This is a genomic window from Phyllobacterium calauticae (assembly GCF_019991125.1).
Lineage (GTDB): Bacteria > Pseudomonadota > Alphaproteobacteria > Rhizobiales > Rhizobiaceae > Phyllobacterium > Phyllobacterium calauticae.
The window spans coordinates 1,030,608-1,049,930 of the sequence record NZ_JAGENB010000001.1 but is presented as its reverse complement, the minus strand read 5'-3'; the positions used below and the strand labels follow the sequence as shown (position 1 = coordinate 1,049,930).

Annotated in this window: 21 protein-coding genes; 11 read left to right on the top strand and 10 right to left on the bottom strand. The window is 60.8% G+C overall.

Annotation, left to right across the window (positions count from 1 at the left end; all coding sequences use genetic code 11):
- Nucleotides 1-63: 63 nt before the first annotated feature.
- The 9 genes from J1W56_RS05315 to J1W56_RS05275 form a co-directional block, all read right to left on the bottom strand.
- Nucleotides 64-1,101, bottom strand: coding sequence for a sulfate/molybdate ABC transporter ATP-binding protein (locus J1W56_RS05315; RefSeq protein WP_223612245.1), 1,038 nt, complete (start codon nucleotides 1,099-1,101; stop codon nucleotides 64-66).
- Between the two features lie 11 nt (nucleotides 1,102-1,112).
- Entirely contained in the window at nucleotides 1,113-1,997 is an 885-nt protein-coding gene (gene cysW, locus J1W56_RS05310; RefSeq protein ID WP_223612244.1) for a sulfate ABC transporter permease subunit CysW, read from the bottom strand.
- A complete protein-coding gene (gene cysT / locus J1W56_RS05305) occupies nucleotides 1,987-2,847 on the bottom strand; it encodes a sulfate ABC transporter permease subunit CysT (RefSeq protein ID WP_223612243.1) in 861 nt (286 codons plus the stop codon). Before cysT ends, cysW begins: the two co-directional genes overlap by 11 nt.
- A 4-nt stretch (nucleotides 2,848-2,851) precedes the next feature.
- Nucleotides 2,852-3,883, bottom strand: coding sequence for a sulfate ABC transporter substrate-binding protein (locus J1W56_RS05300; RefSeq protein WP_223612242.1), 1,032 nt, complete (start codon nucleotides 3,881-3,883; stop codon nucleotides 2,852-2,854).
- Between the two features lie 226 nt (nucleotides 3,884-4,109).
- A complete protein-coding gene (locus J1W56_RS05295) occupies nucleotides 4,110-4,286 on the bottom strand; it encodes a hypothetical protein (protein ID WP_223612241.1) in 177 nt (58 codons plus the stop codon).
- Nucleotides 4,287-4,303: 17 nt separating this feature from the next.
- On the bottom strand, nucleotides 4,304-4,810 hold the full coding sequence (locus tag J1W56_RS05290) for a hypothetical protein (RefSeq protein ID WP_223612240.1): 507 nt from the start codon (nucleotides 4,808-4,810) through the stop codon (nucleotides 4,304-4,306).
- Nucleotides 4,791-4,949 (bottom strand): hypothetical protein, encoded by a 159-nt coding sequence (locus J1W56_RS05285; RefSeq protein WP_223612239.1) that lies wholly within the window; start codon nucleotides 4,947-4,949, stop codon nucleotides 4,791-4,793. The genes J1W56_RS05290 and J1W56_RS05285 overlap by 20 nt, the downstream gene beginning before the upstream one ends.
- Before the next feature lie 251 nt (nucleotides 4,950-5,200).
- Nucleotides 5,201-5,902 (bottom strand): GntR family transcriptional regulator, encoded by a 702-nt coding sequence (locus J1W56_RS05280; protein WP_223612238.1) that lies wholly within the window; start codon nucleotides 5,900-5,902, stop codon nucleotides 5,201-5,203.
- Nucleotides 5,899-7,281: a formimidoylglutamate deiminase gene (locus J1W56_RS05275; RefSeq protein ID WP_223612237.1), complete on the bottom strand. Its 1,383-nt coding sequence runs from the start codon at nucleotides 7,279-7,281 to the stop codon at nucleotides 5,899-5,901. The genes J1W56_RS05280 and J1W56_RS05275 overlap by 4 nt, the downstream gene beginning before the upstream one ends.
- Nucleotides 7,282-7,366: 85 nt before the next feature.
- Here J1W56_RS05275 and hutI point away from each other — a divergent pair, with 85 nt between their 5' ends.
- From hutI to J1W56_RS05230, 9 genes are all read left to right on the top strand, one after another.
- Nucleotides 7,367-8,560: an imidazolonepropionase gene (gene hutI / locus J1W56_RS05270; protein WP_223612236.1), complete on the top strand. Its 1,194-nt coding sequence runs from the start codon at nucleotides 7,367-7,369 to the stop codon at nucleotides 8,558-8,560.
- A 2-nt stretch (nucleotides 8,561-8,562) separates the two neighbouring features.
- Complete coding sequence (gene hutH / locus J1W56_RS05265; protein ID WP_223612235.1) at nucleotides 8,563-10,104, top strand: histidine ammonia-lyase; 1,542 nt, start codon at nucleotides 8,563-8,565, stop codon at nucleotides 10,102-10,104.
- Nucleotides 10,101-10,907, top strand: a complete 807-nt coding sequence (gene hutG, locus J1W56_RS05260) for an N-formylglutamate deformylase (RefSeq protein ID WP_223612234.1) — start codon at nucleotides 10,101-10,103, stop codon at nucleotides 10,905-10,907. Before hutH ends, hutG begins: the two co-directional genes overlap by 4 nt.
- Nucleotides 10,904-12,574 (top strand): urocanate hydratase, encoded by a 1,671-nt coding sequence (gene hutU, locus J1W56_RS05255; RefSeq protein ID WP_223612233.1) that lies wholly within the window; start codon nucleotides 10,904-10,906, stop codon nucleotides 12,572-12,574. Before hutG ends, hutU begins: the two co-directional genes overlap by 4 nt.
- Nucleotides 12,574-13,125: a HutD/Ves family protein gene (locus J1W56_RS05250; RefSeq protein ID WP_223612232.1), complete on the top strand. Its 552-nt coding sequence runs from the start codon at nucleotides 12,574-12,576 to the stop codon at nucleotides 13,123-13,125. Before hutU ends, J1W56_RS05250 begins: the two co-directional genes overlap by 1 nt.
- An 86-nt stretch (nucleotides 13,126-13,211) precedes the next feature.
- A complete protein-coding gene (locus J1W56_RS05245; RefSeq protein WP_223612231.1) occupies nucleotides 13,212-13,595 on the top strand; it encodes a hypothetical protein in 384 nt (127 codons plus the stop codon).
- 114 nt (nucleotides 13,596-13,709) lie between these two features.
- Nucleotides 13,710-15,074 (top strand): PepSY-associated TM helix domain-containing protein, encoded by a 1,365-nt coding sequence (locus tag J1W56_RS05240; protein ID WP_223612230.1) that lies wholly within the window; start codon nucleotides 13,710-13,712, stop codon nucleotides 15,072-15,074.
- A 22-nt stretch (nucleotides 15,075-15,096) separates the two neighbouring features.
- On the top strand, nucleotides 15,097-15,630 hold the full coding sequence (locus J1W56_RS05235) for a copper chaperone PCu(A)C (RefSeq protein ID WP_223612229.1): 534 nt from the start codon (nucleotides 15,097-15,099) through the stop codon (nucleotides 15,628-15,630).
- Nucleotides 15,630-16,220 (top strand): SCO family protein, encoded by a 591-nt coding sequence (locus J1W56_RS05230; protein WP_223612228.1) that lies wholly within the window; start codon nucleotides 15,630-15,632, stop codon nucleotides 16,218-16,220. Before J1W56_RS05235 ends, J1W56_RS05230 begins: the two co-directional genes overlap by 1 nt.
- 39 nt (nucleotides 16,221-16,259) lie before the next feature.
- Here the strand turns inward: J1W56_RS05230 and J1W56_RS05225 are convergent, their stop codons facing one another.
- The gene (locus J1W56_RS05225) at nucleotides 16,260-17,153 is read right to left on the bottom strand and encodes a sigma-70 family RNA polymerase sigma factor (RefSeq protein ID WP_223612227.1); all 894 of its coding nucleotides are present in this window, start codon (nucleotides 17,151-17,153) and stop codon (nucleotides 16,260-16,262) included.
- A gap of 144 nt (nucleotides 17,154-17,297) precedes the next feature.
- Between J1W56_RS05225 and J1W56_RS05220 the strand changes: the two genes are divergently transcribed.
- Nucleotides 17,298-17,756, top strand: coding sequence for a carboxymuconolactone decarboxylase family protein (locus tag J1W56_RS05220; protein ID WP_223612419.1), 459 nt, complete (start codon nucleotides 17,298-17,300; stop codon nucleotides 17,754-17,756).
- A 134-nt stretch (nucleotides 17,757-17,890) separates the two neighbouring features.
- Nucleotides 17,891-19,105, top strand: coding sequence for an Mrp/NBP35 family ATP-binding protein (locus tag J1W56_RS05215; protein WP_223612226.1), 1,215 nt, complete (start codon nucleotides 17,891-17,893; stop codon nucleotides 19,103-19,105).
- Nucleotides 19,106-19,323: the final 218 nt, after the last annotated feature.

Genomic DNA, 19,323 nt, shown 5'->3' with positions numbered 1-19,323 from the left:
CGGCCGGGCAGCAAAAAGCCGGAGCTCATGGAACTCCGGCTTCGGGGGCAAAGGCCGAAAGGGTCAGGCCTGCGGAAAGACCCGCCAATGCTTCGGCCGAAAGGCGATGCGGCTCTTTTCCCGGGCCGGATGATCGGCCGGAATTTCAATCTCGACGCGTTCCGCCGCGCCGCCAATTTCGAGCTCCACGCGCCTTGTCGCACCGACACGGCGGCTGGCAATGACGGTTCCGGCAATGCAGCCGCCGCAGCCGTCGATCAGCTCGACATCGTGCGGACGGAAATAAAGCGTGGCGTTGCCGTCGGGTGCATCGCTTTTCAGGCCGAGTGTGCGGTCCGCAAGCCATACCTCGCCATTGTCGATGCGCACGGTCAGCGAACTTGATTCGCCGATGAAGCCATAGACAAACGGCGAATTGGGCGTGTCATAAACCTGATCCGGCGTTCCGATCTGCTCGATCTTGCCCTGGCTCATCACCACCACGCGGTCGGCGAGCTCCAGGGCTTCGTCCTGGTCATGGGTCACGAAAACCGTCGTGTGCATGGTCTTGTCGTGAATTTCCCGCAGCCAGCGGCGCAGCTCCTTGCGCACTTTCGCATCCAGTGCGCCGAACGGTTCGTCGAGCAGCAACACGCGCGGTTCGATGGCCATGGCGCGGGCAAGGGCAACGCGCTGGCGCTGGCCGCCGGAAAGCTGGGCCGGATAGCGCTTTTCCAGGCCGCCGAGCTGGACGAAATCGAGCAGCTCGGACGAACGGCGGCGGATTTCCTCATTGCTCGGCCGGCTGGCGGAGGGGCGAACCTTGAGCCCGAAGCCGACATTATCGATCACGGTCATATGGCGGAACAGGGCGTAGTGCTGGAACACGAAACCGACATTGCGCTCCTGCACGGATTTGAGCGATGCATCCTCGTCGCCGAAAAACACCTTGCCTTCGGTCGGGGTTTCCAGCCCGGCGATCAGGCGCAGAAGCGTCGTCTTGCCGGAACCGGAGGGGCCGAGCAGTGCAATCAGTTCACCCGAATTGATATCGAGCGATACGTCGTGCAACGCCGGGAAGCGATCGAATTCCTTGCGCACACCACTTACGCGAACGTCCATGTTTATTCCTCTCAGTGTCCGCCATTGGCTGCCAGTTCCGCACCGTATCTCAACTCCAGCAGGGTCTTGAGAACGAGCGTCACCAGCGCCAGAAGCGCCAGAAGCGAAGCCACCGCAAAAGCAGCGACCGTATTGAATTCATTATAGAGAATTTCGACCTGCAGCGGCATCGTGTTGGTCAGGCCGCGAATATGGCCTGAAACGACGGATACCGCGCCAAACTCCCCCATGGCCCGGGCGTTGCACAAAAGCACGCCGTAGAGCAAGCCCCATTTGATGTTGGGGAGGGTGACATGCCAGAAGGTCTGCCAGCCGTTCGCCCCGAGGGAAAGCGCCGCTTCCTCGTCGGTCGTGCCTTGCTCCTGCATCAACGGGATGAGTTCGCGTGCAACGAAGGGAAATGTCACGAACACCGTCGCGAGCACGATGCCGGGAACGGCGAACAGGATCTCGATTCCCTGTGATTTGAGCCAAGGGCCGAGTGCGCTGTGCGTGCTGAACAAGAGCACGTAGACGAGACCCGATATTACAGGGGAAACCGAGAACGGCAGGTCGATCAGCGTCGTCAGGAATGCCTTTCCCTTGAACTCGAACTTGGCAATGGTCCAGGCCGCCACCACCCCGAAGACGAGATTGAGCGGAACGGCAATGGCCGCCACCAGAAGGGTCAGGCGGATCGCGGCGAGCGCATCATGGTCGGCGAAAGCTGCGAAGTAGGCGGCGGGGCCCTTGCGGAAGGCCTCGAAGAAAACCGCGATCAGGGGCAGAAGCAGGAACAGGCCGAGAAAGACCAGCGCCACGCCGACGAGGATGAAACGCGCCGTGCGGCTCTCGGTGGTTGCCGGATGCCAGACATTGGATGCGGCTTCCGGCGGTTGCGGCAACTCATGTCGCATAGCCATACCTCCTGCGGCTCCAGGCCTGGATCAGATTGATGACGAAGAGCATCGTGAACGAAATCAGAAGCATGATGGCGGCGATGGCCGTTGCGCCGGTATAGTCGAACTCTTCGAGGCGAATGACGATCAGCAGCGGTGCGATTTCCGAGATATAGGGAAGGTTCCCGGCAATGAAGATCACCGAACCATACTCGCCGACCGCGCGGGCGAAGGCGAGGGCAAAGCCAGTGAGGATTGCCGGGGTCAGGCCGGGCAGCAGCACGCGCGAGATGGTCTGGAAGCGGGTCGCGCCGAGGGTGGCCGCCGCTTCCTCCACTTCCTTGCGGATTTCTTCCATGACCGGCTGCACCGTGCGCACGACAAAGGGCAATCCGATGAAGATCAGCGCGATGGTGATACCGACAGGCGTGAAGGCAACCTTGATGCCCAGCGGATCGAGCCAGCGGCCGATCCAGCCATTCTTCGAATAGAGGGCTGTCAGGGCAATACCGGCAACGGCGGTGGGCAGGGCGAAGGGCAGATCGACGATGGCATCGATGATCCGGCGGCCGGGAAAGCGGTAGCGCACCAGAACCCACGCAACGATAACGCCGAACACGACATTGATCAGAGCGGCGATCAGCGATGTGCCGAAGCTGATTTTCAAGGCGTTCAGCGTGCGCGCGTCCGTCGCGACGTGCCACATGCCGCCCCAGCCCAGCGAGGCGGAGCGCCAGACCAGTCCAGTCAGCGGAATAAGGACGATGAGGGTCAGGTAGGCAAGAGTGAAGCCGAGCGTCATCCCGAACCCTGGAATAACACTCGGCCTCTTAAACCGCCAACCTGCCTTGGCAAGGTTGGAGATCATGCTGTTACTTTTTCGGCTTGTAAATCTGGTCAAACGTTCCGCCATCTCCGAAGTGATAGGGCTGTGCTTTTGCCCACCCGCCGAAGATTGGATCATCGATTGTCACCAGTTTCAACTCCGGCAGTTTTTTCAGGAGATCCGCTGATACCAGCTTGGGCTCGGAAGGGCGATAAAAGTGCTTCGCTGCAATGGTCTGGCCTTCTGCCGAGTAGAGATACTGGAGATAGGCTTCAGCCACCTTGCGGGTGCCCTTGGCATCGACATTGCCGTCGACAACGGCAACGGGCGGCTCGGCAAGGATGGATTGCGGCGGCACGACAATGTCGAATTTGTCGGCGCCGAATTCATCGGAGGCAAGATAGGCTTCGTTTTCCCAGGCGAGCAGCACGTCGCCAAGCTCACGCTGGGCAAAGGTCGTGGTCGACCCGCGTGCGCCCGAGTCGAGGACCGGGACATGCTGGAACAGATTGCCGATATAGTCCTTGATCTTGGCTTCGTCGCCACCGTATTGGCCATTGGCCCAGGCCCAGGCCGCAAGATAATTCCAGCGTGCCCCACCCGATGTCTTGGGGTTAGGCGTGATGACTTCGACCCCATCCTTGATGAGATCGCCCCAGTCCTTGATGCCCTTCGGATTGCCCTTGCGCACCAGGAAGACGATGGTTGACGTATACGGTGCGGAATTGTGCGGATATTTCGTGCGCCAGTCAGGATTGATCTTTTTCGTTGCCTTGGCGATGGCGGAGATGTCGCTTTCAAGCGCCAGCGTCACCACATCGGCATCGAGCCCGTCAATCACCGAACGGGCCTGCGCGCCGGACCCGCCATGCGATGTCTGGATGGTCAGCGTTTCCCCGGTATCCGCTTTCCATTTCGCCGCAAAAGCCGCGTTATAGTCCTTGTAGAGCTCGCGGGTCGGGTCATACGAGACGTTCAGCAGCGTCGTATCCGCATGGGCGGCAGACAGCGATTGAAAGGAAACTGTTGCGGCGAATAAAGCAGCCGCAAGCGATAGGGATATACGGGAATGTTTCATGCCTGCCTCCGTGTAGTGTGACCTAAAGCGTAGCAGAGCGCCCCGCAGAGCGGGCGTTGGAAAGAATTCCTTTTATATCGATAAATTAGAAAATTCTACCTGAATACCATAGTCTACAGAAATGGTAGTCTATTCCGGATCGGTGGTGGAATTTGACCGCAGCAGGATTCTTTCCCGGCGGCGAGGAAGTGGTACCGGCCTGCGGCCGGTACCGGGCTGGAGGCCCTTATTTGCGGATCAGCAGGTCAACCGGCGTGATCTCTGCAACTTCGGTGTATGTGCTGGTCACTATCCTGGCTTCGATCGAGGCGCGCACCTTGAGTGGCGTGACAAAGATCGCCAGTGTCAGCAATGCGGTGGCGGCGATTGAAAGGCGTCGTTCCATGCGTGCGTTGATGATCATTGGTTTTCCCCTTCGTCCTAGTGGTATTTTGCCCGCAGCGGGCGGGAAATGATGTCGTCAATGGCAAATTTAGGGATCGGCAAAAGCACCTGATCCAGCTCGGCGAGCGTTTCGGCAAAACCGATGGCTGCATTCTCAACCTCTTCCTGGCGGGAGGGGCATGCCATGGCATTGAGGCAGGTTCGTGCCGCAAGCATGTCGCAATTTTGAAGTCCGGCGATCAGCCCCAAAGTCAGACATTCTTCCTTGCATACATGGTGCGAGCCGAATGGAAATGTCTTCAGCGGGCACAGGGCGCAGTGGCGCAAGGTGCGGATGAAGAACGAGAGTTCCGACAGGGCGCGGTTGCCTGCACGGCTGCCGAGAATTTCGCTGTACAGGCCAAACGCCATTTCCCAGGCGATCACCGAACCGGTTTCAAAACCGGCAGTCCACCGGCGATAGCCTTCCAGCACGAGCTTCTCCGGAGCCCGGTCGAAATAGCAGCCTGTCCCTTGCCCTGCTTCAGATGCGCGTGGATACATGCCCACTCCCATCCTGTTCATTGTTGCGGCATGGGCGGGCAACGGGCTGCGTCAGCCGGTTCAGGCCGGGTGCGGGACGTGGAAGCTGCGCATGCAGCATGAAAACCACGCGCAGGCGTGGCAGAAAAAGACCTATCATAGGGTCCTCCAATCGAACGGGTTCAAGGCCCAGACATCAAAGGTATGCACTCGTGTGCTTGTGCATAAAGGCAATGACTTATTCCAAAGTCAAATGATAATTTTTGAAAAGCATGAAAAATATCAATAGCTTAGAATGATTCTAGGAAATTATGAGTTTTTTAGTAGACAATTGTTCTGGCAAGCTGACAAATCATCGCACCCCGAGGGCGCGCGACGGTCTATTCCTTGCGTCATCAAGCCGAATGTCTTCTAGAGCTGTGTGACCATGCGGTGCGAGGCGGGGTGGATCATCCGCACGAATGTGATCGGCTTCTGCGGCACGAAGGTGACGCGTTCCACAATGAACACGGCGTCCTTTTCGCTGACACCGAGAATATCAGCCTCCTGCGCGCTCGCCACACCGGCGTGAAAGACGATCTCGGCCTGCGAGAACGGTGAGTGGGTCACCAGCCATTCGTTCGGGCTGATGGTCTCGAATGTCTCGCCGCGAATGGAAGGCACAGCATCGAGATTGATCCAGCGATCCTCATATTGATACGGCTTGCCGTCGGAGAGGTGCAGGCAGCGCACGTGCAGCATGTCCTTGGCCTTGGCGAGGCCCATGCGGCGGGCAACATCTCCCGGTGCTTTTTCCACCTGGTTGGAAAGCAGCCTGAACTGGTAGGCGCCGCCCTTTGTCTCGATTTCCTGCCTGACGATGGGAATGACAAAGCGCGCTTCCCGCATCGGGTGCAGGGCTACCCGGGTTCCGGCCTTGCGCTTGCGCACGAGGACGCCGCCCCGCGCCAGTTCCTGCAAGGCGCGGTTGACCGTGGCGCGGGCGCAGCCGAATTCAATGGACAGCACTTCCTCTCCGGGAATCAGTGCACCGGGTGCCCAGACCCGCTCGGCGATGCGCCGGGCCATTTCCGCTTTGATGGCATGGAAGGATTTTCGCGCTGTTGCCGTCACACCCGCTCCAGAACCGACGCAAGCCGCGTCTTGTAGGTTGCAAAGATTTGTTCCCGCGCGTGGTGGCGTCCCTCATGCACCACATGACGGCCCGCCGACCACACATCGGTCACCGCGTGTCTGTCGCCTGCAAAAATCCAGCCGTCAAGCAACCGGTCACCCCGGAGGCCGAGGATCGCGGGATTATCGGCATCGAGTGCAACCATGTCGGCCCATTGTCCAACGGCAAGACTGCCGCCATTACGGCCCAAGGCCTGCATTCCGCCCGCAAGCGCGGTGTCATAGAGCGTACGGCCGTTGGATTTGCCGTCGACGGAAAGCGTGACCCGAGAGACATCGCGCAAACGCTGGCTGTATTCGAGCTGCCGCAGTTCTTCCGATGGTGAAATGCGGATGTTGGAATCCGATCCCGTACCGAACCGTCCGCCCGCACCCAGGTAGCGCACGCCATCAAAAATGCCATCGCCGAGGCTTGCCTCGGTCAGCGGGCAGAGGCCGACCACCGCGCCGCTGGCAGCAACGCGCAAAGTTTCTTCCGGTGTCATGTGCGTCGAATGAATGAGGCACCAGCGCTCATTGACGGGCAGATGGTCAAGCAGCCAGCTCATGGAGCGCTGGCCATAGGCTGCCTGGACTTCTGCCAGCTCCGGCAGCTGTTCGGCGATGTGGATGTGGAAGGGCATGGCGGCAAACCGGCGCTCCAGCTCCAGAAGGTCGCGTTCGCTGACGGCGCGGATCGAATGCGGTGCGACGCCGAAACCCGCATCGGGACCTGTTTGCCGCGCGGCCTTTTGCGCGGCCTGCGCCAGTTTGGAAAAGCGCTCGACATCATTGCCGAAACGCAATTGCCCGCCCGCCAGCGCGCGTCCGTCGACGCCGCCCTGCGCATAGGCAACCGGCAGCAATGTCAGGCCGATACCGCTCGCACTGGCGGCAGCGGCGATGCGCTCCGACAATTCGCCGAGGCTGGCATAGGGAGTGCCGCCCGGCTGGTGATGGACATAGTGAAATTCGGCCACGCTGGAATAGCCGGATTCGAGCATTTCGACGAATGCGAAGGCGGCGATCGCTTCGATGTCATCAGGGTCGAGAATGTCGAGGAAGCGGTACATGATCTCGCGCCACGTCCAGAAACTGTCGCGGCCCGCCGGGCTGCGCGCTTCGGAAAGGCCGGCCATGGCCCGCTGGAATGTGTGGCTGTGCAGATTGGCCTGCGCCGGGAGAAGAACAGCGGTGCGATGACTGTCACTGGGCGCAGTGCTGTTTGCGTCCACCGACACGATCTGCCCGCTCGCGCCGATCTGCACGAGGACGTCGCGTTCCCAGCCTTTTTCCGTGAGGGCCGTGCTCGCAAAAACAGATTTTTTGGCTTCGCTCATTTCTTCTCTCATCCCCGGATTGACATAATATGTATATACATAATAACGTCATGAGCAAGCACTAATGGGGATGGTATCAAGGCCGATGAGAAAAATTCTGTCCGGATTGAGGATCGCGACGCTGGAGAATACCGGTGCGCCCTATGGCCTGATCGACGCGGGTGCGATCGGCATTGAAGGGGATCGTATTTCCTGGGTTGGCACTGCTGTTCCGGATGACTGGAAAGCTGTCGAGGTGCAGGATTTCGGCGGGCGGCTGGCGACGCCGGCACTGATCGACTGCCACACCCATCTGGTTTTCGGCGGCAACCGCGCCCGTGAGTTTGAAATGCGCCTCGAGGGCGCCAGCTATGAGGAAATCGCCCGGGCTGGCGGCGGCATTGTTTCCTCGGTGAAATCGACCAATGGTCTATCGGAAGATGAACTTGTCGCGCAAAGCCTGCCGCGGCTTGACACCCTGCTGGCGGAGGGCATTTCCACCGTTGAAATCAAATCCGGCTACGGCCTCAACATCGAGACGGAGCTGAAAATGCTGCGGGTGGCGCGCCGCCTCGGCACGCTGCGTCCCGTGCGCATCCGCACCAGCTATCTCGCTGCCCATGCGGTGCCGCCGGAATATCGCGGCCGCGCGGATGATTATATCAGCGAAGTTGTGCTGCCGGGTCTCGACGCTGCCCATGCGGAAGGTCTGGTCGATGCGGTCGACGGCTTTTGCGAAGGTATTGCCTTCTCGCCGGCCCAGATCATGCGTGTGTTTGACCGGGCGAAAGCTCTTGGCATTCCGGTCAAGCTGCATGCGGAACAGCTGTCCAATCTCGGTGGTGCCAAGCTTGCCGCATCCTATGGCGCACTGTCTGCCGATCATCTTGAATATCTCGACGAAGACGGCGCCAGGGCCATGGCCGCCGCAGGCACGGTTGCGGTGCTTCTGCCCGGTGCCTTCTATGCATTGCGGGAAGAACAGGCGCCGCCGGTCAAAGCCCTGCGCGACGCCGGTGCCCGCATCGCCATAGCCACGGACTGCAACCCCGGTACGTCGCCGCTGACATCGCTGCTCCTGACCATGAACATGGCCTGCACCCTGTTCCGCCTGACCGCCGAGGAAGCGCTGGCGGGTGCAACGCGCGAGGCAGCGCATGCGCTGGGGTTGCAAAACGATCTTGGCACCATCGCTCCCGGCAAACGCGCCGAAATCGCCATCTGGAACGCCGCCCAGCCCGCAGAACTCTGCTACCGCATCGGTTTCAATCCCCTCCACCAGCTCATCTTGAAGGCTTGACCATGACTGTCGTCCTCCACCCCGGTTCCGTTCCTCTGGCTGAACTGGAAAAAATCTATTGGCAGGGCACGCCTGTCCGGCTCGATGCATCGTTTCATAAGGGGATTGCAGCCGCAGCTGCGCGCATCGCCGAAATCGCAGCCGGCAGCGAGCCGGTCTATGGCATCAACACCGGCTTCGGCAAGCTTGCTTCGATCCGCATCGACGCCGCCGATGTGGGGACGCTCCAGCGCAATCTGATCCTGTCGCATTGCTGCGGCGTCGGCAATGCGCTGCCGGAAAACATTGTCCGCCTGATCATGGCGCTGAAGCTGATTTCGCTCGGCCGCGGTGCTTCGGGCGTGCGCCCGGAACTGATCGGCCTTATCGAAGCGATGCTGGCAAAAGGCGTCATTCCTGTTATTCCCGAGAAAGGTTCCGTGGGCGCTTCCGGCGATCTGGCGCCGCTGGCGCATATGGCTGCGGCAATGATCGGCGAGGGCGATGTGGTGTTCGGCGGTACGCAGATGCCAGCCGGGGAAGGTCTTGCCAAGGCAGGCCTGAAGCCGGTGGTACTTGCCGCCAAGGAAGGGCTCGCGCTCATCAACGGCACGCAGGTTTCAACGGCGCTGGCGCTCGCGGGCCTGTTCCGGGCGCATCGCTCTGCACAGTCGGCCTTGATCACGGGGGCCCTGTCCACCGATGCGGCGATGGGTTCCTCAGCGCCGTTCCACCCCGATATTCACACCCTGCGCGGCCATCGCGGCCAGATCGATACGGGCGCCGCGCTTCGCCGCCTGCTCGAAAATTCGCCGATCCGCGAAAGTCATATTGAAGGCGACGAACGCGTCCAGGACCCCTACTGCATCCGCTGCCAGCCCCAGGTCGACGGCGCCTGCCTCGATCTCCTGCGCATGGCGGCGCGGACGCTGGAAATCGAAGCCAATGCGGTTACCGACAATCCGCTGGTTCTCAGTGATGGCTCGGTGGTATCGGGCGGCAACTTCCACGCGGAACCTGTTGCTTTCGCCGCCGATCAGATTGCGCTTGCCATCTGCGAAATCGGCTCGATCGCCCAGCGCCGCATCGCACTGCTGGTCGATCCGGCATTGAGCTACGGCCTGCCTGCTTTCCTTGCCCGCAAACCGGGTTTGAATTCCGGCCTGATGATCGCCGAGGTCACCTCAGCGGCGCTCATGTCGGAAAACAAGCAGATGTCGCATCCGGCCTCGGTTGATTCCACGCCGACCTCGGCCAATCAGGAAGACCACGTGTCCATGGCCTGCCACGGCGCGCGCCGCCTGTTGCAGATGACGGACAATCTGTTCTCCATCATCGGCATCGAGGCACTCACCGCCGCGCAGGGTATTGATTTGCGCAGCCCGCTGCAGACCAGCCCGGAACTCACCCGCGCCCATGCCGCGATCCGTTCCGTCGTGCCGACGCTGGACGAAGACCGCTACATGGCGCCGGACCTGAAGGCCGTGTCCGATCTCATTGGTTCCGGGACGCTCAATGCCGCCATCTCCCCCGACATCCTCCCAGCACTGGATACCGGCCTATGAGTGTTGTTGACGTCAAGCAGGGGGCGTCCCCGGTCATTCTTGGCCTGCCGCACACCGGCACCGAGATTCCGGCCGATATCTGGGCACGGCTGAACGAGAACGGGCAGCTGCTGGCCGATACGGACTGGCATATCCATACGCTTTATGACGGGCTTCTGCCGGAAGCGACGACCGTTCGTGCCACCTTCCACCGTTATGTGATCGATGCCAACCGCGATCCGGAAGGCGTCAGCCTCTATCCCGGACAGAACACCACTGGCCTCATCCCGGAAACGGATTTCGACGGCAGGGCGATCTGGCGTGACGGCGAAAAACCAGCTGCCGCCGATACGCAAAAACGGCTTGAGCATTTCCACAAGCCCTATCACGCCGCCCTGGCGGCGGAAATCAAGCGCGTGCAGGGCATTCACGGCCTCGCCATTCTCTATGATTGCCACTCCATCCGCTCGCACATCCCGTTTCTGTTTCAGGGCAAGCTGCCGGATTTCAACATCGGCACCAATCAGGGCGCGAGCTGTGCCCCGGAGGTGGCGGCAGCCACCGGCCGGTTTGCCTTTGCCGCACCGGGTTACGACGGCGTGATGAACGGGCGCTTCAAGGGCGGCTGGACCACGCGCCACTACGGCAAACCGGAAAAGGGTGTGCATGCCATCCAGATGGAGCTGGCGCAGTCCACCCATCTGCAGACCGAAGCGCCGCCCTTTGCCTATGACGAGACGAAGGCCGAGCGCCTGCGCAAGCATCTCAAGGACATTCTCGAAAATCTCGAACAAACCGCCTTCAAGCTCGGGAGCTTAAAATGAACAATCCACGTCACAATATCCGTGAAATCCGCAGCCCCCGCGGTCCGGAACTCAATACCAAATCCTGGATGACAGAAGCGCCCCTGCGCATGCTGATGAACAATCTTGATCCGGATGTGGCCGAAAACCCCAATGAACTGGTGGTCTATGGCGGTATCGGCCGCGCCACGCGCACATGGGACGACTTCGACAAGATCGTCGCGACCCTGAAGACCTTGAACGAGGACGAGACCCTGCTGGTGCAGTCCGGCAAGCCGGTCGGCGTGTTCCGCACCCATGCGGATGCGCCGCGCGTCCTCATCGCCAATTCCAACCTCGTTCCCCATTGGGCGACATGGGATCATTTCAACGAACTGGATAAGAAGGGCCTGGCCATGTACGGCCAGATGACCGCCGGTTCGTGGATCTACATCGGCACGCAGGGCATCGTGCAGGGCACCTACGAGACCTTCGTCGAGGCGGGCCGCCAGCATTACGGCGGCAATCTCAAGGGCAAGTGGATTCTCACCGGCGGCCTTGGCGGCATGGGCGGCGCACAGCCACTGGCCGCTGTCATGGCCGGTGCCTGCTGCCTCGCCATCGAGTGCAATCCGGATTCGATCGATTTCCGCCTGCGTACCCGTTATGTCGATGCCAAGGCCGAAACGCTGGATGAGGCGCTTGCAATGATCGACCGCTGGACCAAGGCCGGTGAAGCCAAGTCCGTCGGTCTCCTCGGCAATGCAGCGGAAATCCTGCCGGAACTGGTGCGCCGCGGCGTACGCCCCGACATCGTTACCGACCAGACCTCGGCGCATGATCCGATCAATGGCTACCTGCCCAAGGGCTGGTCGATCGCCGAATGGAAGGCCAAGCGTGAAAGCGACCCCAAGGCTGTCGAAAAGGCTGCCCGCGCGTCGATGCGCGAGCATGTGGAGGCGATGATCGCTTTCTGGAACGCCGGCGTCCCGACGCTCGATTATGGCAACAATATCCGTCAGGTCGCCAAGGACGAAGGACTGGAAAATGCCTTCGCTTTCCCCGGCTTCGTCCCCGCCTATATCCGTCCGCTGTTCTGCCGCGGTATCGGTCCGTTCCGCTGGGCGGCGCTGTCGGGCGACCCGGAGGATATCTACAAGACGGACGCCAAGGTGAAGGAACTCACCCCCGGCAACACGCATCTGCACAACTGGCTCGACATGGCGCGCGAGCGTATCGCGTTCCAGGGCCTTCCCGCCCGCATCTGCTGGGTCGGCCTGGGTGATCGGCATCGCCTTGGCCTTGCCTTCAACGAAATGGTGCGCACGGGTGAACTCAAGGCACCTGTGGTCATCGGCCGCGATCACCTCGATTCCGGTTCCGTCGCCTCGCCGAACCGCGAGACCGAAGCGATGAAGGACGGTTCGGATGCGGTTTCCGACTGGCCGCTGCTCAATGCCCTGCTCAACACGGCATCGGGCGCCACATGGGTGTCGCTGCATCATGGCGGTGGTGTCGGCATGGGCTTCTCGCAGCATGCGGGCATGGTGATCTGCGCCGACGGTACGGATGATGCCAAGCGCCGCATCGAACGGGTTCTGTGGAACGATCCGGCCACCGGCGTCATGCGCCATGCGGATGCGGGCTATGAGATCGCCATCGATTGCGCCCGGGAGAAGGGCCTCAACCTGCCGGGTATTCTCGGCTGATGCGCATCCTGCGTTCGGCCGGGCACCGGCAGATGCCTTGGAAAAACGGCAAGGGTGTCACCACCGAGATTGCCGTTTTTCCCGAAGGCGCATCGGTCGACAGCTTTGACTGGCGTATCAGCATGGCAAACGTTCCGGCTTCCGGCCCGTTCTCGGCCTTTCCGGGTATCGACCGGGTGCTGGCCGTGCTGGAAGGTGAGATGGTGCTGAGTGTGGATGGCCAGCCACCTGAAACGCTCGGTCTGTTGTCTCCGGCGATTGCCTTTCCCGGCGATGTCCCGACAGGCGCGGTGGTGCTGCGCGAGGTCACGGATCTCAATGTCATGGTCCGTCGCGGGACGTTTTCGGCGCGGGTTCGCAGGGTGGTTGATGCGTCAATCAAGGCGGATGCTGCGCAAACATTCGTAGTTCTGCGCAGTGATGCGAAGCTGACTTCAGGCGAAACACTCGGCTCGGATGATGTATTGCATCTCGCCGGCGCCGAAACGGTGACGTTCAAAGATGTGCCCTCGAGCGCATGGCTGGTGGAGATTAATCGTCTACCTGCGTAGGCGATCCAGCATTTGTCGCTTTGCCGCATAGATTTCCCGCGCAAGCTGCGTTATCTGGTTAGCCGGAACCGCAAAACGGGGATGTGATGCGCAGATACGGATACGATTGGCAACTGGCGGTGCGCATGCTGTGCGCGCTGGCGCTTGTCTTCGTCGCCTTTGCCCATCAGCCGGTCATTGCGGCATCCAATAATCAGATTGATCTTGCCGCCTATACGCTGCCCGACGGCACTGTTCCCGTGCTCTGCCTTCCCGGTAGTGGTGACCAGAATCCGCACAAGAGCGCATGGCACGGCACGGGCTGCGAAGCCTGCCGTATTTCCGCATCGTTCATTCTCCCTGTTCCGCCTCACACCGGCGGTCAGCGTGTAGAACCGGCGGTATCGCTCGCCATCAAGCGCGAAGCGGTGCTGATTGCCCGCAGCCTCTATCCTCCGGCAGCACCGCCCCAGGCTCCCCCTCTCGTCTGACACAAACTTTTCGAACGCTGGTCCGCCACCGGTCGGAAAGGTTGCGCCGTTTTGGGCGCGCCCATTGGTCTTTCACAGGCCAACCATTGTTGCTGTCAGACGATTGGAACACGCATGAGCGTCTCAAGCATGGCTTCGCAGAAGCCCAAGGACATCAGTCAATCCCTCTACCGCGCCATCTGGCGCTGGCATTTTTTCGCCGGCCTTCTGGTCATCCCCTTCATGCTCAATCTCGCCATCACCGGCGGGCTCTATCTCTTCAAGGATGAAATCGACAACACGGTGTTTGCCTACCGCAATGTCGTCACGCCGCGCAGCGAGGTGCTTGCGCCGTCGCTGCTGATCAAGAACGCCGAGGCTGCGGTCCCCGGCGCAACCATCCTGCGCTATCGCGACCCCTCCACGCCGACCCAGTCCGCCCGGGTTATCCTCGGTACGGATGCCGGGAAGGTCCTTGTTTTCGTCGATCCCTATACCGGCTCGGTGCTCGGCAAGGTTGCCGAGAAGCAGGAATTCAATTGGGTCGTGCGCAAGATTCACAGCCTCGTCTATTTCGGGCTGGCGCTTGACCGGGTGGTCGAGGCCGTTGGCGGCCTCGCGCTGATCCTTGTCGTCACCGGCTTTTATCTGTGGTGGCCGCGCAAGCAGAAGGGCGGCGTCATCACGGTTCGCGGCACGCCCGACAAGCGCATCTTCTGGCGCGACCTGCATGCGGTGACCGGTGCTGTTGCCGGGGCTCTGATCTTCTTCCTTGCCATCACGGGCATGCCCTGGTCGGCCTATTGGGGTGACAAGCTCAATGCCACCCTGGCGGATAAGGGCCTCGGATACCCCACGCAGCTGTGGAACGACGTTCCGGTGTCGAAAATCCCGACAAAGGATGTGCTGACCGAGGCGGGCTGGACCATCGAAAACGCCCCGGTTCCGGCATCGACAGCCGATGGGGTGATGAAAAGCATCGGCCTTGACCGGATTGTGGCGTCCGCCAGGGCAGAAGGCATCACACCGGGCTTCGAGGTATCGCTGCCGTCCGGGCCTGAAGGCGTCTATACCGCGGCGATTTTCCCGGACGATATCGCCATGCAGCGGACGATCCATTTCGATCAGTACAGCGGCAAACCATTGGTCGATCTGAAGTTTGCCGATTATGGCGCGGGTGCCAAGGCCATCGAGTTCGGCATCGGTGTCCATATGGGACAGTATTGGGGCCTCCTGAACCAGATCGTCATGTTGGTTACGTGCTTTGCCATCATTCTCGCCGCTGTCTCGGCCGTGGTCATGTGGTGGAAGCGTCGTCCCTCGGGGCGTCTGGGGGTGCCACCCATGCCATCGCAAAAAAGCGTCTTTGCCGCGTTGACCCTGGTCATCCTCGGCTTCGGCGTGCTCTTCCCGCTCACAGGTTTTGCCATTCTCGCCATGCTGGTTCTCGATCAGTTGATCCAGCGTGTTCCTTCCCCGCTCAAACGCGTATTCTCATAAACAACGGAACTGGAGAACGTCCATGAAATCCACTCTCAAATTTGCTGCCCTCTTGCTGGCAACAACCTTCGCCGTACCTGCATTGGCCCATGATCACTCCGCCATGAGCAAGGGCGATGCTGCCAAAATGCAGAAGCATGAAGCCACGGACGCGGTCAAAGTCGGCAATCTCGTGTTCACCGATGCCTTCACCCGCGCCACATTGCCGGGCGCCAAGGTTGGCGGCGGCTATATCTCGATCACCAACGAGGCCAAGGAAGCGGACCGCCTGCTGGGCGGCTCCAGCCCGGTTGCCGCGCGCGTCGAAGTCCATGAAATGAAGATGGACGGCGAAGTGATGAAGATGCGCAAGCTTGCGGACGGTGTGCAAATTCCCGCGGGCGGAACCGTCGACCTCGAGCCGGGCGGCATGCACCTGATGCTGCTGGAGATCAAGCAGCCCTTGAAGAAGGGCGAAGACGTCCCGGTAACCCTCGAATTCGAGAAGGCCGGCAAGGTTGAGCTCAAACTGCACGTGGAAGCTGCCGGCGCAACCTCCATGGAGCATGGCCAGTGATGAACGTTCGCCGCGTCCGCATTGCACTGTGGTCGGTCATCGCCGTTCTGATGATCTTCCTCGCCTTCACCTATTACAGCGCCCGCAAGGGCAACGAGATAGAGCCGGTGAAGCTTGGTGTGCCGTTTTCACTGATCGACCAGAATGGCGCGCCAATCACCGAAGCGGCATTCCAGGGACATCCGACGGTGCTGTTCTTCGGTTTCACCCATTGTCCCGAGGTTTGCCCGACAACGCTGTTCGAGATGGCGGGCTGGCTCAAGGCATTGGGCGATGAAGGCAAGGATTTGCGTGTTTTCTTCATCTCTGTGGATCCCGAACGGGATACGCCCGAGGTGATGAAGGGCTACACGGCCGCCTTCACCGACCGGATCACCGGCATCACCGGCGATCCCAAGGAAGTGGAGAAGGTTATCAAGGGTTGGAAGATCTATGCCCGCAAGGTGCCGACGGAAAATGGCGATTACACCATGGACCACACGGCATCGGTGATGCTGCTCGACCGGGATGCCCGCCTGAAGAGCACCATCGACTACAAGGAAACCACCGATGTGGCCCTGAAGAAGCTGCGGCTTCTCATCGGCTCCTGAAGTTTTTCCTCCAAACTAGAATGAGACCGGCATCTGGTCTCATTCTTTTCGGCCCTTGCCTTTCCTGAGCACCACCAGGTCAAGCGCGTTGAGGCGCGAAGACTCGGCAACAGCTTCAATGGCAGTGATCCTGTCCCCTGCAATCGTCAGGTTCAGGACCACGTGCAACCTGCCTTGAACCTTGACCACGAGACCAAGCACGCCATCGACAAGCGCCGGCACTGCACCCTGTGCGCGTCCTTTGAACGTATTAGCCACGGCTTCCGCACCGCGAATTTCCGACATTGCGCCCAATTGCACCGCCGCTTTGTCCGCACGGAAGACTACATCCGGATCGAGCACGGCCAGAAGCGCGTTGAAATCGCCACCGCGGGAAGCCGCCAGAAAGGCATTCACGATCTCGCGCTGGCGGGCAAGACTGCGGGCCGGAATGGTATCCGTTCCCTGCACCCGGCGACGCGCCCGGCTGGCCAACTGCCTTGCCGCTTCCGGCGTGCGATCGACAATCGGCGCAATCTCGTCGAACGATATGCCGAACATGTCGTGCAACACGAAAGCCAGCCGCTCCGCCGGGGCCAGCCGTTCGAGCACCACGAGCAGAGCCGCCCCCACCGAATCTGCCATTACAATGTCATGTTCGGGATCGCCGCCTGACTCGCGGCCTGCCACGGGCTCTGGTGTTTGCGGAGTCAGTTGGTCCTCGCGCCGTGATGTGCGCGAGCGCAGCATATCGAGGCATACGCGTGAGACGACAGTTGTCAGCCAGCCAGCCAAGTTGCCGACGTCGTCCGTATGCGCCCGGCTGAAGCGCAGCCAGGCCTCCTGTACGGCGTCATCGGCTTCGGTCATCGAGCCGAGCATCCGGTAGGCTACCCGCCGCAGATGGGTGCGATTGGCCTCGAATTGCTCGGTCAGAAATTTTTTCTCGTTCATCTGTCACGTTTCCTCGTCCTGTTCCGTCAAAGCAATGACGAACGAAATCCGGCCGATGTGACAAGAAATCGGGTCCGGGAAACCGTCAAGAGCAAAAGCCCGGATATCTGGTTTCGGGCGTCAGTCAAACAAGAGGAAAAAATGATGCAAGCACGTATGAGCAACCCGGCAATGATCAACCCTGAAGCAATGAAAGCCCTGCAGGCACTGGCTGCGTCCACCGGTGACAGCGAGTTCCCGAAAGGCCTGCTTGAACTCGTGCATCTGCGCGCCAGCCAGATCAACGGCTGCAGTGTCTGCGTCGACATGCATCCGCGCCTTGCCCGCAAGGCAGGTGAAACCGATGAACGGCTCTTCGCCGTGTCCGTGTGGCGCGATACGCCGTACTTCTCAGAGGCGGAGCGCGCCGCCCTGGCCCTGACCGAAGCGGTGACCCGTGTTGCGGATCGGGCCGATCCGGTGCCGGATGACGTCTGGAATGAAGCCGCCAGACATTTCGATGAAAAGCGGCTCGGCAATCTGGTGCTGGCCATCGCCAACGTCAATGTCTGGAACCGTCTCAACATCGCGACCCGGCAGGTGCCAGGCGTATGGAAAGTCTGATCTGCTTGCGCGGATTGCTCTGCAGACCGCCTCGTTCAACGCGGCGGTTCGCGCGCGAAGGTACGCTTTGCCCCATTGGCGTTTCTGCTCAACTGCACTATGTGAAGCGGTAAGAAACAAAAGGGACAGCAAGCATGGCAGGCGTGAGCAAAGATCAGGTTCTCGATCAGCTGAAGACGGTGACCGGGCCTGATTTCAACAGCAACATTGTCGATCTGGGACTTGTCTCGGATATTTTCATTGCCGACAACAAGGTGTTTTTCTCCATCACTGTTCCGGCGGCGCGCGCGCAGGAACTGGAGCCGCTGCGTGCCGCTGCCGAACGCGTTGTCAAGAACATGCCGGGTGTCGCCGGGGCCATTGTCGCCCTGACCGCCGAAAAGCGCGGCGGTCCGACCAGCGATGACGCGGTGCCGCGTCCCGCACCGGCAGCACCGCAACGTCCCGCGCAGCGTCCGGCACCAGCCGGTGCAGTCCCGCCGCCGCGCGTTCCGGCCCAGCCGCAGTCCGGGCACGGCCATGCGGCCGCGCCGGTCAAATCGGGCGTTCCCGGCGTTGGCGCGATCATTGCCGTCGCCTCGGGCAAGGGCGGCGTCGGCAAGTCGACAACGGCAGTCAATCTGGCGCTTGGGCTGCAGGCCAACGGCCATCGTGTCGGCATTCTCGATGCGGATATCTATGGCCCGTCCATGCCGCGCCTGCTGCATCTCTCCGGCCGCCCGGAAGTCGTCTCCGGCCGTGTGCTCAAGCCCATGGAAGGCTATGGCCTGAAAGTCATGTCGATCGGCTTTCTCGTCGATGAAGAGACCCCGATGATCTGGCGTGGCCCGATGGTGATGTCCGCCCTGACGCAGATGCTGCGCGAAGTGCAGTGGGGCGATCTCGACGTGCTCGTGGTCGATATGCCACCCGGCACCGGCGATGCGCAATTGACCATGGCGCAGCAGGTGCCGCTTGCAGGCGCTGTCATCGTCTCGACACCGCAGGATCTGGCACTGATCGATGCGCGCAAGGGGCTCAACATGTTCAAGAAGGTCGATGTGCCCCTGCTCGGCATCGTCGAGAACATGAGCTATTTCATCGCGCCCGACACCGGCAATCGCTACGACATTTTCGGCCATGGCGGCGCCAAGGCTGAAGCTACGCGTCTCGGCGTTCCCTTCCTCGGCGAGGTGCCGCTGGTGATGGAAATCCGCGAAATGTCCGATGCTGGAACGCCCGTCGTCATCAGCAATCCGGAGGGACCGCAGGCGAAGGTCTATCGCGAGATTGCGGCCAAGGTCTGGGATCAGCTGCAGGCGGCGAAAGCCAATCCCGGCCGGACGGCGCCGGCGATTGTTTTCGAGTAACCGTTTGCCATAGGCCTTGGCCGGGAGGCCCGCAAACGACATTCCCGGCCTTGATCCTGTGTGCTCATCCTCACATGTTGTACATCCGCTCAACGCGATGGAGAACAGGGCAGGTGTTATTAAATCATTCTCTTGGACTTAAGATGAATTGACACTCATTGGCTTAAGGAAATAATCCGGCTCCGTATTCAATCGTTTCAAATCGCTTTGGGAGGAGC

What these genes read in the sequence shown, in the direction of transcription:
- J1W56_RS05245 (WP_223612231.1), top strand. Translation starts at nt 13,212, where the DNA reads ATGCGCAGATACGGATACGATTGGCAACTGGCGGTGCGCATGCTGTGC.
- J1W56_RS05230 (WP_223612228.1), top strand. Translation starts at nt 15,630, where the DNA reads ATGAACGTTCGCCGCGTCCGCATTGCACTGTGGTCGGTCATCGCCGTT.
- J1W56_RS05220 (WP_223612419.1), top strand. Translation starts at nt 17,298, where the DNA reads ATGCAAGCACGTATGAGCAACCCGGCAATGATCAACCCTGAAGCAATG.
- J1W56_RS05250 (WP_223612232.1), top strand. Translation starts at nt 12,574, where the DNA reads ATGCGCATCCTGCGTTCGGCCGGGCACCGGCAGATGCCTTGGAAAAAC.
- J1W56_RS05240 (WP_223612230.1), top strand. Translation starts at nt 13,710, where the DNA reads ATGAGCGTCTCAAGCATGGCTTCGCAGAAGCCCAAGGACATCAGTCAA.
- hutH (WP_223612235.1), top strand. Translation starts at nt 8,563, where the DNA reads ATGACTGTCGTCCTCCACCCCGGTTCCGTTCCTCTGGCTGAACTGGAA.
- hutU (WP_223612233.1), top strand. Translation starts at nt 10,904, where the DNA reads ATGAACAATCCACGTCACAATATCCGTGAAATCCGCAGCCCCCGCGGT.
- J1W56_RS05295 (WP_223612241.1), bottom strand. Translation starts at nt 4,286, where the DNA reads ATGATCATCAACGCACGCATGGAACGACGCCTTTCAATCGCCGCCACC.
- hutI (WP_223612236.1), top strand. Translation starts at nt 7,367, where the DNA reads ATGAGAAAAATTCTGTCCGGATTGAGGATCGCGACGCTGGAGAATACC.
- J1W56_RS05235 (WP_223612229.1), top strand. Translation starts at nt 15,097, where the DNA reads ATGAAATCCACTCTCAAATTTGCTGCCCTCTTGCTGGCAACAACCTTC.
- J1W56_RS05285 (WP_223612239.1), bottom strand. Translation starts at nt 4,949, where the DNA reads ATGATAGGTCTTTTTCTGCCACGCCTGCGCGTGGTTTTCATGCTGCAT.
- hutG (WP_223612234.1), top strand. Translation starts at nt 10,101, where the DNA reads ATGAGTGTTGTTGACGTCAAGCAGGGGGCGTCCCCGGTCATTCTTGGC.
- cysW (WP_223612244.1), bottom strand. Translation starts at nt 1,997, where the DNA reads ATGCGACATGAGTTGCCGCAACCGCCGGAAGCCGCATCCAATGTCTGG.
- J1W56_RS05315 (WP_223612245.1), bottom strand. Translation starts at nt 1,101, where the DNA reads ATGGACGTTCGCGTAAGTGGTGTGCGCAAGGAATTCGATCGCTTCCCG.
- cysT (WP_223612243.1), bottom strand. Translation starts at nt 2,847, where the DNA reads ATGATCTCCAACCTTGCCAAGGCAGGTTGGCGGTTTAAGAGGCCGAGT.
- J1W56_RS05215 (WP_223612226.1), top strand. Translation starts at nt 17,891, where the DNA reads ATGGCAGGCGTGAGCAAAGATCAGGTTCTCGATCAGCTGAAGACGGTG.
- J1W56_RS05300 (WP_223612242.1), bottom strand. Translation starts at nt 3,883, where the DNA reads ATGAAACATTCCCGTATATCCCTATCGCTTGCGGCTGCTTTATTCGCC.
- J1W56_RS05225 (WP_223612227.1), bottom strand. Translation starts at nt 17,153, where the DNA reads ATGAACGAGAAAAAATTTCTGACCGAGCAATTCGAGGCCAATCGCACC.
- J1W56_RS05290 (WP_223612240.1), bottom strand. Translation starts at nt 4,810, where the DNA reads ATGTATCCACGCGCATCTGAAGCAGGGCAAGGGACAGGCTGCTATTTC.
- J1W56_RS05275 (WP_223612237.1), bottom strand. Translation starts at nt 7,281, where the DNA reads ATGAGCGAAGCCAAAAAATCTGTTTTTGCGAGCACGGCCCTCACGGAA.